Source organism: Kitasatospora sp. NPDC085879 (genome assembly GCF_040686255.1).
Classification (GTDB): Bacteria; Actinomycetota; Actinomycetes; order Streptomycetales; family Streptomycetaceae; genus Kitasatospora.
Window position 1 is genome coordinate 24,313 of sequence record NZ_JBFBJZ010000034.1, and the last position, 15,394, is coordinate 39,706.

Sequence of the window (15,394 nt, forward strand, 5' to 3'; positions counted from 1 at the left end):
GCAGACCGCCGGGCCGTCAGCCGGCCGCGGCGGCAGGGGCGGGCGGCGCCAGGCGGTGGCCGAGCCACTCCAGTGCGGGCGGGATCTCCCGCGTCCAGGTGCGGAAGTTGTGGCCGCCGGTGTCGAGGGTGATGGTGGACATCCGGGTGGGCGCCTTGAACGCGCCGACCATCTTCTGGGTGGCGCCGTAGTTGTGCTCGTCGTAGCTGGTCGCGAGCAGCAGCGAGACCGGCGGGGCGGGCAGTGTCCGCAGCCGCCACAGCAGGTCGTTCTCCTGCTTCAGCCGGGGCCGGCCGCCGAACAGGTCGCCGGTGGTCGGGTCGGTCGGGGCGGTGTAGTAGCCGGAGAGCGAGATCGCCGAACGGTACGAGTCGGGCTTGCGCAGCGCGAACTTGAGGGCGCAGTAGCCGCCGGTGGAGTCGCCGACGGCGGCCCGGGCGTCGGGCCGGTCCAGGATGCGGTAGGTGCCGCCCAGCGCGTGCGGGAGGTCCTCGGTGAAGAAGGTCTCCACCTGGGGGCCGCCGGGGACGTCCATGCACTCGGTGTCCCGGTTGCCGGCCAGGGTGGGCCGCATCATCACCAGGACGGTCGGCGGCAGCTGTCCGGCCTGGATCGCCTTCAGCGTCGAGTCCGGGTACTCCAGCAGCGAGATCAGCTTCTCCGCGGAGCCGGGGTAGCCGGAGAGCACCAGCGCCATCGGGAAGCGGCTGTGCGCGTAGGCGGGCTGGAAGTACTGCGGCGGCAGGTAGACGTAGGCGGGGGTCGCGGTGAGACCGGAGGCCCGGCCGCGGATGCGGACCTTCTCGATCACCCCGGAGCGGTCCTGCGCCGAACCCTGTGCGGAGTACACCTTCTGCTGCCCGAGCACCGAGACGGCCCGGCCGCCGGGCTCGTGGTCGACGACGGTGCCCTGCTTGCCGTCCGTGCCGAGCAGGTCGCCCCAGGTCGTGTAGAAGCCGAAGTACGCGTTGGCGATCAGCCCGATCGCCGCGAACACGGCGAGCTGGGCACCGAAGAAGGCGCCGAGCCGGCCGAGCCAGGCCTTCCAGCCGCGGCCCGCGAGCTTCGGCCAGAGCCACATGGTGGCGCCGAAGGCGGCGACGGCGAGAAGGACGGCGAGGACGCGCAGCGGCAGTCCGGTCAGGCTCAACACGCGTTGATCGTAGAGGACTGTCAGAAACCGTTCAGACCACCCCCAGGCTGTGTCAGGAATGTGCACGGACGGCCCGTCCGGCCCAGGCCGTGACGATCCGTCGGCCGACCTTCCGGCGCGGCGCGGGCACACCGGCGTCCGGGGGACGGGGGCGGTGTGTCGGCCCGGTGGCAGGCGTTCCGCTGCCTACGCTCGTGACCGGCCGTCAACCGATCGCCCCAGGCACCGCCGGACACCCCGGCCTGTCCGACCCCGGGAGGGCGCATGCTGTCACCGCCGCCGAGCACCACCGCCGAGGCCGCTCGACGCCCCGGTGTGCTGCACCGGCTCGGCTCGTGGTGCGCCCGGCACGGCATCCTGGTGCTGGTGGCCTGGCTGATCGCGCTGGCCGGCATCCAGGTCGCGGACCGGGCGGTCGGCGGCACCTTCTCGGACGACTTCAACATCTCCAGCAGCCAGGCCCAGAAGGGCCTGGACGTGCTGAAGGCGCACAACCCGGCCGCGGGCGGCGTCGGCTCGCAGATCGTCCTGCACGACGCGCAGGCGCTCACCGGCTTCTCGGACCAGATCAACCAGGTGGTCGGGAACCTCGGGAAGCTGCCGAACGTGGTGTCGGTGCAGAACCCGCTGCCGCAGCCCGGCCAGCCCTCCACCCAGACCCCGAACGGCCCGCTCTCCACCGACGGCCTGACCGCCTTCATCACCTTCAAGACCGACGCCAACCCGAGCACCTACGGCAGCGACTACCTGACCCAGGTGGACAACGCGGTCGCCCCGCTGCGCCAGGCCGGGGTGCAGGTGGAGTACGGCGGGCCGCTGGGTGAGGCGGCCCGGCCGAAGGCGGACGACCGCAGCAGCGAGGCGATCGGTTTCGCCGTCGCGATCGTGGTGCTGCTGATCGGCTTCGGCAGTGTGATCGCGGCCGGCCTGCCGCTGATCAACGCGCTGATCGCGGTGATCGTCGGTCTCGGCTGCCTCGGCCTGCTGGCCGCGGCGACGACCTTCGCGACCGTCTCGCCGACCCTGGCCACCATGATCGGCCTGGGCGTCGGCATCGACTACGCGCTGTTCCTGCTGACCCGCTACCGGCAGGGCCTGATGGACGGCGCGGACCCGGCGGCCTCCGCCGGGCACGCGACGTCCACCGCCGGCCGGGCGGTGCTGGTCTCCGGCTGCACGGTGATCATCGCGCTGGCCGGCCTCTCGGTCTCCGGGGTCAGCTTCATCTCCAAGCTGGGCCTGGCCGCCGGCGTCACCGTGGTGACGGCGGTGGCCGGCGCGCTGACCCTGCTGCCGGCGATGCTCGGCATCATCGGCAAGGCGATCGACCGCTGGCACGTCCGCACGCCCGTCGCCGAGACCAACGCCGCGCCGGGCGAGGAGGTGACCGGCACCTGGCACCGGTACGCGCAGCGGGTGGAGCGCCACCCGTGGCGGTTCCTGATCTCCGGCGTGGTCGTGGTGTGCGTGCTGGCGATCCCGCTGTTCTCCATCCAGCTCGGGCACATCGACGACGGCGCCGACCCGCCCTCCTTCACCGACAAGCGGGCCTTCGACCTGATGTCGGACGCCTTCGGCCCGGGCTCCAACGGCCCGCTGACGGTGGTGATCGACCAGACGACCGTGCCGGCCGCGAACCAGCAGGCGGTGGTCACGTCCGTCCAGCAGGCGCTGGCCGGCACCCCGAACATCGCCAGCATCGGCCCGTTCCAGCCGTCCAGCGACAACGACGTGCTCACCTCCACGGTGATCCCGGCCCAGCAGCCGCAGGACGAGCAGACCACCGAGCTGGTCAACAGCCTGCAGGACACCGTGCTGCCGCAGGCCGTGGAGAACACCCCGGCGGTCACCTACGTGACCGGCACGACCGCCGCCCAGGTGGACTTCCGCGACATCGTCGCCAGCCGGCTGCTGGCGATCATCGCGGTGGTGGTCGGCCTGGCCTTCCTGATCATCCTGGCGGTCTTCCGCGGCCTGCTGGTGGCGGTCAAGGCGGCGGTGCTGAACCTGCTGTCGATCGCCGCCTCGTACGGCGTGGTGGTGGCGGTCTTCCAGTGGGGCTGGGGCGGTCCGGCGCTCGGGGTGTCGGGGACGGTGCCGATCGAGAGCTACGTGCCGATGATGATGTTCGCCATCGTCTTCGGCCTGAGCATGGACTACGAGGTCTTCCTGCTCTCCCGGGTGCACGAGAACTGGACGCGCACCGGTGACGCCAAGGGCAGTGTGGCGCACGCGCTGGAGATCACCGCCCGGGTGATCACCTGTGCGGCGCTGATCATGGTGAGCGTCTTCGCGGCGTTCATCCTGAGCGACAACATCGTGGTCAAGATGCTGGGCCTGGGCCTCGCGGTCAGCGTGCTGATCGACGCGACCGTCGTCCGGCTGCTGATGGTGCCGGCGGTGCTCACGCTGCTCGGCCCGCACGCCTGGTGGACGCCCCGCTGGCTGGACAGGATCCTGCCGCACATCAACCCGGAGGGCGACGAGGCCTGAACCCGCGGCGCGGCCGCCGCACCGGTGTCCCGGTGCGGCGGCCGCCGTGTGACGGACCGTCAGATGGTGGGGGTGCGGCCCGTCACGGGTAGGAGACGACGTTGGACGGGGTGGTGGAGGTGCCCGAGGTCGGGGCGCCGGTGTCGTTCACCACGTGGGCGAACTGGCCGTTGCCGCCGAGCGAGTTGACCAGGACGTCGTGCAGCTTGACGCCCGACTTGTTCGGCACCTCGAAGCCGTGGTCCATGACGATGGTCGGGTCCACGTTGAAGTAGCAGTAGCTGCCCAGGCCCCAGCCCTCGTGGGTGTTGACCGAGTCGTCGACCTTGTAGGCCGCGAAGCCCCGGGTGTTCCCGTTCTGGATGGCGGCCTGGTTGGGCGCGTCGTACGCCTTCTCGTTCTGGAAGAAGATCGTGCGGCCGCCGTTGCCCTTCCACCAGACGTCGTACTTGTTGAAGTGCTCGACGAACAGGCCGGTGGCGAGGACGTCGTTGCCGCCGACGACGAAGCCGTAGTCGGAGCGGTTGGTCTCCCAGCCGACGCCGGCGCCGTGGTCGGCGCGCCAGATCCAGGTGTGGTCGACGACCGTGTTGTTGCTGTTGATCACCATGCCGTTGGTGGCCTTGCCGGCGCCCGCGCCGCCGACCCGGACGAAGACGTCCTGGATGACGACCGGGTCGGCCGCGTGGGACGCGCCCGGTCCGGCGTCGCCGACCTGCAGCAGGGCGGGGGAGTTGACGGTGCCGGCGTCCAGCAGCAGGCCGGAGACCTTGACGCCGTCCACGTCGGCGACCTTCATCGCGGTCACGCCGTTGTCCGGGACGACGGTGGCGAGGCCGAGGCCGAGCACCACGGTGTCCGGGCGGGTGACGTTGATGGTCTGGTCGACGTGGTACACGCCCGGGGTGAAGAGCAGGTTGAGGCCCTGGGCGAGCGCCTGGTTGATGGTGGCCGCGGTGGCGCCCGGCTTGACCACGTAGAACTGGTTCAGCGGCAGCGAGGCGCCCTGCGGCGTGCCGTTGCCCCAGGAGGTGCCGCGGGCGTTGGTGCGCCTCGCCGGGACGAAGACCTTGTAGTCGTTGCCGTCCAGGTAGAGGAACGGCTTCTCCTGCGAGACCGGGGTGGTGTCCAGCGTGGTGTACGGCGGGTTCGGGAAGCCCTGGGCGGGGGCGCCCTGGACGCCGGAGAAGGTCTGGTTCCAGACGCCGTTGGTGAAGCCGCCGATCGAGCTGTCGCGGGTGTACCACTGCTGCTGCGAGTAGTTGCCGACCTGGCCGTCGATCTTCGAGTCGGCGATGTAGCCGCCGGAGGCCCAGCCGTAGCCGTCGGGGGCGAGGTTGAGGCCGCCCTCGACGTGCATCCGGCGGAACGGCGCGGCCTGCGAGACGGCCCAGCGGTCGGTGCCGCTGACCGGCTTGAGGTGCAGGTTCTCCGCGGAGCGCCAGAAGTTCTGGGTGGCGTTGCCGTTGAACCAGCCGGCGTCGACGGTGACGTCGCCGTTGAAGGTGGTGTCGTCCGGGTTGAGGCCCAGGCCTGCGATCGAGGTGTAGAAGCCGATCTGGGCGTTGATGTTGCTGTACGTGCCGGGCTTGAACAGCAGCGCGTACCGCTCGCTGCCGAACTGGTTGGACTCCTGCTGCGCGAAGACCTGGTCGACCTTGGCCTGGATGTTCGGCGTGGACGGGTCGAAGACCAGCACGTTCGGGCCGAGGTCGCCGCCGCCCTGGACCGGCGGGACGGTGCTGCCGCCGCCGGTGTGCACCGCGAACTCCCAGAGCGAGTAGCCCCAGGCGGTGCCGCGCTGGGTGCCGTAGACCCGCACGTACCGGCCGGAACCGCTGACGTTCAGGGTCTCGTTGCCGCCGGCGCCGGTGGTGGTGGAGTGGACGGTCGTCCAGGTGGTGCCGTCGTTCGAGGTCTGGATCTGGTAGGCCTTGCCGTACGCGGCCTCCCAGTTCAGCTGGACCTGGCAGATCTGCTGCACCGAGCCGAGGTCGACCTGCAGCCACTGCGGGTCGTTCGCGGCGGAGGACCAGCGGGTGCCGGTGTTGCCGTCGACGGCGGCCGAGGCGGGGGTGCCGGCGTTCTCGGTGCTGGACGCGGTGACCGCCTTGCCCTGGGCGGCGTTGGCGGTGGCGCAGGTGTCCGGAGTGGTGCCGCCGAACGAGCCGTAGACCTGGAACTCCCAGAGCGAGTAGCCGTAGCCGGTGGCCCGGGTGACGCCGTTCATCCGCACGTAGCGGCCGGTGCCGGAGACGGTGAGCGTCTCGTTGCCGCCGGCGCCGGTGGTGGTGGAGTAGACGGTCGTCCAGGTGGTGCCGTCGTTCGAGGTCTGGATCTGGTAGGCCTTGCCGTAGGCGGCCTCCCACTGGAGCACGACCTTGCTGATGGTCGCCGAGGCGCCCAGGTCGATCTGGATCCACTGCTGGTCGGTGGCGGCCGAGGACCAGCGGGTCCCGGTGTTGCCGTCGACCGCGTAGGTGGCCGGGGTGCCGCCGTTCTCCACGGACGAGGCGGTGACCGTCCGGCCCTGCGAGATCAGGGTGTCGGCGGCGTGGGCGGCGCTGCCGGGGAACGCCAGGACGGCGCCCGAGAGCAGGGCCATGCCGAGCAGGGCGGCGGAGCCGCGGCGGCCGGCTCGGGCGCCGGGGCGTGCTGAAGTGAGCCTCACGGGCTTCTCCTGCGGTGGGGGTGGGTGGGGGTGGTGTGGGGGCGCGGACGTCGGACGTCGGCAGGGGGACCGGCCCGCGACTGGTGGGCCGGCGCGGCGCAGGGGCGCCGGAGAACTGCGGGCAGGGCGGTGCCGGTCGTTGCGGCTGAGCCGAGAGAGCGCTCCCCGGAGGGAGTCTGTGGGGCTGCGATCTCGGGTGTCAAGTCCTCGGACGGGAGTTCCGATACGGATCAACCGGCCTGCGCGGAGCGGCCTTTGACCCGCCGCCAGGCGCAGTGGACGGCGGGTTCGCGCAGGTCGCGAGGGGTGCGGCAGGGTTGTGTGGGCAACCCCGGCCACGGGGTGGGTCCGGCGCGCGGGCCGGTCAGCCCGCGGCGGCCGCGGCGGCCATCCGGGCGGGCAGCTCGCCGCCGGACTGCAGGAAGTGCCAGAGCGGCAGGGTGGCCGCGCCGACGGTGACGGCGTCCGGCCCGAGCAGGCCGAGGTCGATCGAGGTCTGCGCCCGGGGGAAGCGCAGCGCGTACGCGGTGGCGGCGTCCCGGATCGCGGGCAGCAGGCGCGGCCCGAGCATCAGCCCGGCCCAGCCGCCGATCACGATCCGCTCCGGGTTGAACAGGTTGATCAGGTCGGCGATCGCCGCACCGAAGTACTCGGCGGCCTCGGCGAGCAGGGCGACGGCGTCCTCCTCGCCGGCCTCGGCGGCGGCCAGCAGGGCGGCCAGCCCGGCCTTCTCGCTGGACCCCTCGGGTGCCCGGCCCCACCGCTCGACCAGGGCCTCCGCGCCGACGTAGGCCTCCAGGCAGCCGCGCGAGCCGCAGCGGCAGAGCCGCCCGCCCACGTGCACCTTGGTGTGGCCCCACTCGCCGGCGCTGCTGGTGGCGCCGCGGAAGCGGGCGCCCTCGGCGATCACGCAGGCGCCGACGCCGGAGCCGAACAGTGCGACCACCGCGTGCCGGGCGCCCCGGCCCGCGCCGAACCACATCTCGGCCTGGCCGAGCGTCTTGGCGCCGTTGTCCACGTAGAGCGGCAGGTCGGTGCCGGCCCGCAGCATCCGGCCGAGCGGCACTGCGTCCCAGTCCACGGTCTGGCTGTGCACCACGATGCCCTGGCCGTCCGTCCCGGGCTCGCCCTGCTCGACGATGCCGGGCACGCCGACGCCCACGCCCAGCACGGTGGCTGGGTCGGTGCCGGTGGTGCGCAGCACCTCGGCGAGGCCGGTGAGGATCAGCTCGACCACGTGGTCGAAGTCGTGCCCGCAGTCCGAGAGCGGGTGGTCGCTGGCGGCGAGCTCGGTGAGCCCCAGGTCGAAGAGGGCCACCCTGACCTGCGTCTCCCCGACGTCCACGCCGACCAGGTGGGCCCGGCCGGGCGGCACCTGGAGCAGGATCCGGGGCCGGCCGCCGTCCGACTCGACCGAGCCGCACTCCTCGACCAGCCCGTCCGCCAGCAGTTCGCCGACCACGTTGCTGACCGAGCCGGCGCTCAGTCCGCTGATCTGTCCCAACTCCTGCCTGCTGAGCGGCCCTTCGAAATACAACCGTTGCAAAAGGGTCGATCTGCTGCCTCGCCGCAGGTCGCGGACCGTCTGCTTGCCTCGCTCTGCCATCGGTTCTCCCTCCTGTAGCGAATCTAGCGCTGCACATCCTCTTGACGCCAGCTTTTCTCACACGTTAAATCACGGCCTGAAGAAAGCCTTCCCGGGGTCGATGCCCCCGGACAGGAGGCCCTTCCACCCCCACCACGCCATCCACCCGCCCGAGAGGGGCATGGTCATGCGTATCAACCGTCTGGCTGCCGCGACCGCCGTGGTCGCGACTCTTGCACTCACCGTCACCGCCTGCGGAGGCGGCTCCAGCACCTCCGGCTCCGGCGACAACAGCAGCCCCAAGACGCTGACGTACTGGGCCAGCAACCAGGGCACCAGCCTGGAGAACGACAAGCAGGTCCTGGAGCCCGAGCTCAGAAAGTTCGAGCAGCAGACCGGCATCAAGGTCAAGCTCGAGGTCATCCCCTGGTCCGACCTGCTCAACCGCATCCTCGCCGCCACCACCTCCGGCCAGGGCCCCGACGTCCTCAACATCGGCAACACCTGGTCCGCCTCGCTCCAGGCCACCGGCGCCCTGCTGCCCTTCGACGACGCCACCTTCGGCAAGATCGGCGGCAAGGACCGCTTCCTGCCCGCCACCATCGCCTCCGCCGGCGCGGCCGGCAAGGACCCGGCCGCCGTCCCGCTGTACTCCATGGCCTACGGCCTCTACTACAACAAGAAGATGTTCCAGGCCGCCGGCATCGAGCGCCCGCCGGCCACCTGGGACGAGCTGATCGCCGACGGCCAGAAGCTCACCAAGGACGGCAAGTTCGGCATCGCCGTCGAGGGCGGCAACGTCTCCGAGAACGTCCACCACGCCTTCACCCTCGGCAAGCAGCACGGCGCCGACTTCTTCGACGCCTCCGGCAAGCCCGCCTTCGCCACCCCCGAAGCCGTCGCCGCGATCAAGCAGTACGTCGACCTGATCGCCAAGGACAAGATCGCCGCTCCGGGCAACGCCGAGTACGCCAACAACCAGACCGTCACCGACTTCGCCACCGGCAAGGTCGGCATGATGATGTGGCAGTCCGCCGGCGCCAACCTCAAGTCCCACGGCATGAACCCCGACGACTACGGCGTCGCCACCGTCCCCGTCCCCGCGGGCGCCTCCGGTACCAAGCTCACCAGCTCCATGGTCGCCGGCATCAACCTCGCCGTCTTCAAGAACACCAAGAACCTGAACGGCGCACTGGACTTCGTGAAGTTCATGACCGGCAAGGACGAGCAGATCCAGCTCAACAAGACCTACGGCTCCATCCCGCCGGTCAAGGACGCCCAGGCCGACCCCGCCTTCGCCACCCCCGAGCTCCAGGCCCTCTCCGAGGTCCTCGGCACCAGCGCCCAGCCGCTCCCGCAGGTCGCCAACGAGAGCCAGTTCGAGACCCTCGTCGGCACCGCCGTGAAGAACCTGCTCGCCGCGGCCGCCGCCGGCAAGCCGGTCACCGACGACTCCGTCAAGGCCGAACTCACCAAGGCCCAGCAGCAGATGCCGGCCAACTGACGTGCGACAGCGACTGCGCCGACTGCGCCTGACCACTTCGGGCCTGCCCTACCTGCTCCTGCTCCCGGCACTGCTCCTGGAGCTGCTGATCCACCTGGTCCCCATGGTGGTCGGCATCGTGATGAGCTTCAAACAGCTCACCCAGTTCTTCATCCGGGACTGGTCGTCCGCACCGTGGACTGGCCTCGGGAACTACCACCTGGCGGTGGACTTCAGTGCCCCCGTCGGCCAGTCGCTGCTCAACTCGTTCTGGGTGACCTGCGCCTTCACGATCCTCGCCGTCGGCCTCTCCTGGCTGGTGGGCACCACGGCGGCGATCATGATGCAGGACGCCTTCCGCGGCAGGGGGCTGCTCCGCGCGGCCTTCCTGCTGCCCTACGCCCTCCCCGTCTACGCGGCCGTCATCACCTGGTCGTTCATGTTCCAGCGGGACACCGGGCTGATCAACCACGTCCTGCACGACCAGCTCCACCTCACCTCGGACCGGCCGTTCTGGCTGATCGGCGACAACAGCTTCACCGCGCTCGTCACCGTCTCCGTCTGGCGCTCCTGGCCGTTCGCCTTCCTCACCCTGACGGCCGGCCTTCAGAACATCCCCCGCGAGCTGTACGAGGCCGCCGCCATGGACGGCGCCGGCATCTGGCAGCAGATCCGCCGGATCACCCTGCCCTCGCTGCGCCCGGTCAACCTGGTGCTCGTCCTGGTCCTCTTCCTCTGGACCTTCAACGACTTCAACACGCCCTACGTGCTGTTCGGCAAGTCGGCGCCCGAGGCCTCGGACCTCATCTCCATCCACATCTACCAGTCCTCCTTCGTCACCTGGAACTTCGGCGCGGGCTCGGCGATGTCCGTCCTGCTCCTGCTGTTCCTGCTGCTGGTGACGTCGGTCTACCTGTTCATCACCTCGCGTCGGAGGGGCGCCGATGATTAACCCGCCCGCGTCCTTCCGGTGGATCCGGCGGATCGTGCTCGCGCTGCTCGCCGTGTTCACCCTCGTCCCGGTCGGCGTCATGGTCAGCTCCTCGCTGAAGCCGCTCCAGGACGTCCAGGGGCCGTTCCGCTGGATACCGAGCACGCTCACCGTCCGGCCCTACTTCGACATCTGGAAGACCGTTCCGCTCGGCAAGTACTTCATCAACTCGATCATCGTGGCCGGCGGCGCGACGATCTTCTCGGTGATCGTCGCGATCCTCGCCGCCTACGGCGTCAGCCGCTACCGCTTCCGCGGCCGCCGGTTGTTCACCGTCACCGTGCTGTCGACGCAGATGTTCCCCGGCATCCTCTTCCTGCTGCCGCTCTTCCTCATCTTCGTCAACATCGGCAACACCACCGGCGTCGCCCTCTACGGCAGCCGCGGCGGACTCATCCTCACCTACCTGACCTTCTCGCTGCCCTTCTCGATCTGGATGCTGGTCGGCTACTTCGACTCCATCCCGCGGGACCTGGACGAGGCCGCCCTGGTCGACGGCTGCGGCCCGGTCCGGGCGCTGGTGCGGATCATCATCCCGGCCGCCATCCCCGGGATCGTCGCCGTCGCCGTCTACGCCTTCATGACCGCCTGGGGCGAGGTGCTCTTCGCCTCCGTGATGACCAACGACGAGACCCGCACCCTCGCCGTCGGCCTCCAGGGCTACGCGACGCTCAACGACGTGTACTGGAACCAGGTCATGGCCGCCTCCCTGGTGGTCAGTGTCCCGGTCGTCGCCGGCTTCCTCCTCCTGCAGCGCTACCTCGTCGCCGGACTCACCGCCGGCGCCGTCAAGTGACCCTGATTGAAAGGCCAGTTGTGAACGACCTCAACGCCCTGCCGGACGACTTCGTCTGGGGCGCGGCCACCTCCGCGTACCAGATCGAGGGTGCCGTGGACGAGGACGGCCGCGCGCCCTCCATCTGGGACACCTTCTCCCACACCCCCGGGAAGATCGACCACGGCGACCACGGCGACACCGCCTGCGACCACTACCACCGCTACAGCGAGGACATCGGCCTCATGAAGCGGCTCGGCCTCGGCGCCTACCGCTTCTCCGTCGCCTGGCCGCGCGTGGTGCCGCAGGCCGACGGCCGGGTCAACGCCGAGGGCCTCGCCTTCTACGACCGGCTGGTCGACGGCCTCCTGGAGGCCGGCATCACCCCGCACGGCACCCTGTACCACTGGGACCTCCCGCAGGCCCAGCAGGACCGCGGCGGCTGGCCCGAGCGCGCCACCGCCGAGCGCTTCGGCGAGTACGCGGCCGTCGTCGCCGACCGCCTCGGCGACCGTGTCAAGCACTGGGCCACCCTCAACGAGCCGCTCTGCTCCTCCTGGATCGGCCACCTCGAGGGCGCGATGGCCCCGGGCTGGACGGACCTCACCGCCGCCGTCCGCACCTCGTACCACCTGCACCTCGGCCACGGCTACGCCGTGCAGGCGCTGCGCGCGGCCCATCCGGACGTCCAGGTCGGCATCGTCAACAACCTCAGCCCGATCATCCCGGCCTCCGACAGCGAGGCCGACCGCCTCGCCGCCGTCCGCGCCGACGGCCACATCAACCGCTGGTGGCTCGACCCCGTCCTCGGCCGCGGCTACCCGGAGGACATGGTCAAGCTCTACGGCGTCGAACTCCCCGTCCGCGACGGCGACATGGAGCTCATCTCGGCCCCGCTCGACTGGATCGGCCTCAACTACTACTTCCGCCAGTTCGTCCAGGACGACCCGACCGGCTCGGTCCCGCAGTTCCGGCAGGCCCCCGGCCGCAACGACGAGCACACCGCGATGGGCTGGGAGGTGGACGCCGACGGCATCCACCAGCTGCTGATGCGCCTCACCGAGGAGTACGGCGTCCGGAGGATCTACATCACCGAGAACGGCTCCGCGTACCGGGACACCGTGACGGCGGACGGCCGGATCGAGGACACCGAGCGCACCGCCTACCTGGAGGGCCACCTGGCCGCCTGCGCCCGCGCCGTCGCCAAGGGCGCCCCGCTGGCCGGCTACTTCGCCTGGTCACTGCTCGACAACTTCGAGTGGGCGTACGGCTACGACAAGCGGTTCGGCCTGGTGCACGTCGACTACGACACCCAGCAGCGCACCGTGAAGGCCAGCGGCGAGCGGTACGCGGAGATCATCCGCAACCACCGCACCCGCTGACCCACAGACCGAGGAGTCCGGCGGCGGCGGCCGCCGGACCCCTCGCCGGTCGACCCGCCTGCGGCGGGTGCCCCTACACGTCCGGGGCAGGTGCGGGCAGGGCCTCTCGCAGGCGGTCGAGCAGGGCCCGGGCCGCGGGGCTCGCGGGGCCGGCGCCCCGCCAGGCCAGCGCGATCCGGGCGCGGACACCGGGACGGATGATCGGCAGCGGCCGCAACCGTCCGTCGACGGCCGGACCGTCCTCGCCGGCCGGCAGCACCGCGACACCGAGCCCACGGGAGGCGAGTCGTGCCAGCACATCGGGTACAGCTGCCTCGAACGTGACGAGGGGGCGGAACCCGGCCTGTGCGCAGGCACGTTCGAGCGCCGCCCGGACTCCGGTGCCACGGGGCAGGCAGATCAGCGCCCGGTCGCGCAGCTCCGTCAGCGGGACGCCCGTGGGCCCGGCCGCGGCGTGGATCGGGTCTCCGGGCGCAGCGAGGACGCCCAGCGGAGCGTCGACGACCGTGAGGAGCGACAGGCCGGGCGGGGGCACCTCGTCGGTCGGTCCGAGGAGGGCGATGTCGAGGTCGCCGGCCAGGAGTGCCGCCTGCATCCGCTCGGAGGTGTCCTCGGTGAGCGTGATCTCCAGGGCGGGATGGGCGTCGTGGAAGTCCGAGGTGGGGATCAGGGCCGCGATCGCGGCGGAGCGCCGGGAACTGGCCGACCTGTTCGAGGGTTTGCCGGCCGGCGCGTGGAACACGCCGAGCCTGTGCGGCGGGTGGCGGGTCCGCGAGGTCGTCGCCCACATGTCGACGGGGTTCCGGCTCTCCCTGCCGGCGACTCTGGGCGAACTGGTCAAGGCCCGGGGAAGTCTGCACCGCATGACCGACCGCGTCGCCCGCAGGGACGCGGCCGCGCACCCCACCGGCGAGCTCAGCGCCTTCCTGCGGGACAACGCCGACCACCCGTGGACGCCGCCGGTCGGCGGGCTCTCGGCCGCCCTCGGCCACGACGTGGTGCACGGGCTGGACGTGACGGTCGCGCTCGGACCCTTGCGGAGTGTCCCCGAGGACAGGCTGCGCCTCCTGCTCGACGACATCACGCCCCGCGGCCTGAAGTTCTTCGGTGCCGACCTCCGCGGAGTGCGGCTGTGCGCCGAGGACATGGACTGGTCCTACGGCTCCGGGTCCCCCGTGTACGGCGCCGCCCAGGACCTCCTGCTGCTGGCTCACGGCCGCAGACTCCCGCAGGGCCGCCTCCGCGGCGGACCGAGCAGCCGTTTCACCCACTCCACCGGCCGGTGACGGCCGTGCGCATCCGACTTCTCCGAGCCCTCCCGCTGTTCTCCACCGGCCTGCTGGCCGGCGCCTTCGGCTACGGCGCCGCCAACCTCGTCCCCACGTTCAACACCGTGCCGATCGACATGAGACTCGACTTCCACACCGCGCTGATGGCGATGAACGGCATCACCATGCAGGGCGCGATGGCGGTCTCGGCCATCGGATCCTTCGCCCTGGCCGCCGCCGAGCGCGGCCGCGAGCGCGCTCTCGCCGGCGCGGCGGGCCTCCTGGTCGTCTTGTCCTTCCTGATCACACGGTTCGGGAACGTCCCCATCAACGGGCGCATCAAACAGTGGGCCGCCACCGCGCCACCGCCCGACCACGCGGAGCTCCTGCACCGCTGGGAACTCTTCAACGACCTGCGCACGCTGACCGCCGTGACCGCCTTCGGGTTCCTTGTCCTTCTCGTCCTCCCGGGGTCCGGCCGGGCGGCACCCAACGGCTCGGTCCCTGCCCGTCGGGCATCGGTCGGCACCGCTCTCTGACCATCGGTCAAAGAGCGGCAGCGCGGCCCGGACCGGGCCCGGGCGGCCGTCGGGACGCGCCGTCCCGCCTACCGTTCCGCCCGGGGGCGACTAGGATCGCGGGCATGGCCCTGATCATGAGCGACGTGGACCGGTTCGAGGCCGCCAGGCCCCGGCTGGAGGCCATCGCCTACCGGCTGCTCGGCTCGTCGGGCGAGGCCGAGGACGCCGTGCAGGAGACGTTCCTGCGCTGGCAGGCGGCCGACGTCGAGCGGATCGGGGTGCCCGAGGCCTGGCTGACCAAGGTTCTCACCAACCTCTGCCTCAACATGCTCACTTCGGCACGCGCACGGCGTGAGACGTACGTGGGGGCGTGGCTCCCCGAGCCGCTGCTCGCCGGGGACCCGATGCTCGGCCCGGCCGACACCGCCGAGCAGCGCGAGTCGGTGTCGTACGCCGTCCTCGTCCTGCTGGAGCGCCTGTCGCCCAACGAGCGGGCGGTGTACGTGCTGCGTGAGGCCTTCGACTACCCGCACCGCGAGATCGCCGAGATCCTGAACGTCACCGAGGCCGCCAGCCAGCAGATCTACCACCGGGCCAAGAAGCACGTCGCGGACGGCAGGGCGCGCACCGAGATCGACGAGGCCGCCGCCCGGAGGATCGTCGAGGAGTTCCTCGCCGCGGCGACCAGCGGCCGTACCGAACCCCTCGTACGCCTGCTCACCCAGGACGCCGTCTCGGTCGGCGACGGCGGCGGCAAGGTCCCGGCCCGCGCGAAGGCGTTCGAGGGCGCGCTCGCGGTCGCCAAGTTCCTGCGTGGCCTGTTCAGGCCCAGCGAGGCCAAGCGGGCCCACATCGGCGGCGCGGCCGAGATCCACGTCGCGATCGCCAACGGCGGTCCCGCCGTCGTGGCGGTCGTGGACGGCCGGGTCGTCGGGATCACCTGCCTGGAGGTCACCGCGGACGGCATCGCCGCGGTCCGCAGCCAGGTCAACCCCGACAAGCTCGTCCGGGCGACCGGGCAGTGGGCCGCCGCGGACCACGGGAGTGGCCCGCTCCACGTCCTCTGACCCGA

General features: G+C 71.3%; 12 protein-coding genes. 8 read left to right on the forward strand and 4 right to left on the reverse strand.

Annotation, left to right across the window (positions count from 1 at the left end):
• Positions 1-16 precede the first annotated feature (16 nt).
• Complete coding sequence (locus tag AB0P35_RS24660) at positions 17-1,153, reverse strand: alpha/beta hydrolase-fold protein (protein WP_363514262.1); 1,137 nt, start codon at positions 1,151-1,153, stop codon at positions 17-19.
• 264 nt (positions 1,154-1,417) lie between these two features.
• Between AB0P35_RS24660 and AB0P35_RS24665 the strand changes: the two genes are divergently transcribed.
• Positions 1,418-3,646 carry an MMPL family transporter gene (locus tag AB0P35_RS24665; protein ID WP_363514265.1) on the forward strand — a complete coding sequence of 743 codons (2,229 nt, stop codon included), beginning with the start codon at positions 1,418-1,420 and terminating at the stop codon, positions 3,644-3,646.
• Positions 3,647-3,728: 82 nt separating this feature from the next.
• On the opposite strand, the gene AB0P35_RS24670 is transcribed toward AB0P35_RS24665, so the two are convergent.
• Positions 3,729-6,251, reverse strand: a complete 2,523-nt coding sequence (locus tag AB0P35_RS24670) for a discoidin domain-containing protein (RefSeq protein WP_363514431.1) — start codon at positions 6,249-6,251, stop codon at positions 3,729-3,731.
• Between the two features lie 430 nt (positions 6,252-6,681).
• Positions 6,682-7,923, reverse strand: a complete 1,242-nt coding sequence (locus tag AB0P35_RS24675; protein WP_363514268.1) for an ROK family transcriptional regulator — start codon at positions 7,921-7,923, stop codon at positions 6,682-6,684.
• 166 nt (positions 7,924-8,089) lie between these two features.
• Between AB0P35_RS24675 and AB0P35_RS24680 the strand changes: the two genes are divergently transcribed.
• Genes AB0P35_RS24680 through AB0P35_RS24695 form a run of 4 tightly spaced genes read left to right on the forward strand, consistent with a single transcriptional unit; the run spans position 8,090 to position 12,533 of the window.
• Positions 8,090-9,406 carry a sugar ABC transporter substrate-binding protein gene (locus tag AB0P35_RS24680; RefSeq protein ID WP_363514271.1) on the forward strand — a complete coding sequence of 439 codons (1,317 nt, stop codon included), beginning with the start codon at positions 8,090-8,092 and terminating at the stop codon, positions 9,404-9,406.
• Between the two features lies 1 nt (position 9,407).
• Positions 9,408-10,337 (forward strand): sugar ABC transporter permease, encoded by a 930-nt coding sequence (locus tag AB0P35_RS24685; protein WP_363514274.1) that lies wholly within the window; start codon positions 9,408-9,410, stop codon positions 10,335-10,337.
• Complete coding sequence (locus tag AB0P35_RS24690; protein WP_363514277.1) at positions 10,330-11,172, forward strand: carbohydrate ABC transporter permease; 843 nt, start codon at positions 10,330-10,332, stop codon at positions 11,170-11,172. Before AB0P35_RS24685 ends, AB0P35_RS24690 begins: the two co-directional genes overlap by 8 nt.
• A 20-nt stretch (positions 11,173-11,192) precedes the next feature.
• On the forward strand, positions 11,193-12,533 hold the full coding sequence (locus AB0P35_RS24695; protein WP_363514280.1) for a GH1 family beta-glucosidase: 1,341 nt from the start codon (positions 11,193-11,195) through the stop codon (positions 12,531-12,533).
• Positions 12,534-12,606: 73 nt separating this feature from the next.
• Here AB0P35_RS24695 and AB0P35_RS24700 read toward each other — a convergent pair whose 3' ends face one another.
• Entirely contained in the window at positions 12,607-13,323 is a 717-nt protein-coding gene (locus AB0P35_RS24700) for a LysR substrate-binding domain-containing protein (RefSeq protein ID WP_363514283.1), read from the reverse strand.
• On the opposite strand from AB0P35_RS24700, the gene AB0P35_RS24705 reads away from it, so the two are divergent.
• The 3 genes from AB0P35_RS24705 to sigJ all read left to right on the forward strand — a co-directional run bounded on the left by AB0P35_RS24705 (position 13,211) and on the right by sigJ (position 15,389).
• Complete coding sequence (locus AB0P35_RS24705; RefSeq protein ID WP_363514434.1) at positions 13,211-13,819, forward strand: maleylpyruvate isomerase family mycothiol-dependent enzyme; 609 nt, start codon at positions 13,211-13,213, stop codon at positions 13,817-13,819. The two genes, AB0P35_RS24700 and AB0P35_RS24705, sit on opposite strands and share 113 nt — an antisense overlap.
• A 5-nt stretch (positions 13,820-13,824) precedes the next feature.
• Positions 13,825-14,340 (forward strand): DUF1772 domain-containing protein, encoded by a 516-nt coding sequence (locus tag AB0P35_RS24710; RefSeq protein ID WP_363514286.1) that lies wholly within the window; start codon positions 13,825-13,827, stop codon positions 14,338-14,340.
• 104 nt (positions 14,341-14,444) lie between these two features.
• Positions 14,445-15,389, forward strand: a complete 945-nt coding sequence (sigJ, locus tag AB0P35_RS24715) for an RNA polymerase sigma factor SigJ (RefSeq protein ID WP_363514289.1) — start codon at positions 14,445-14,447, stop codon at positions 15,387-15,389.
• Positions 15,390-15,394 lie beyond the last annotated feature (5 nt).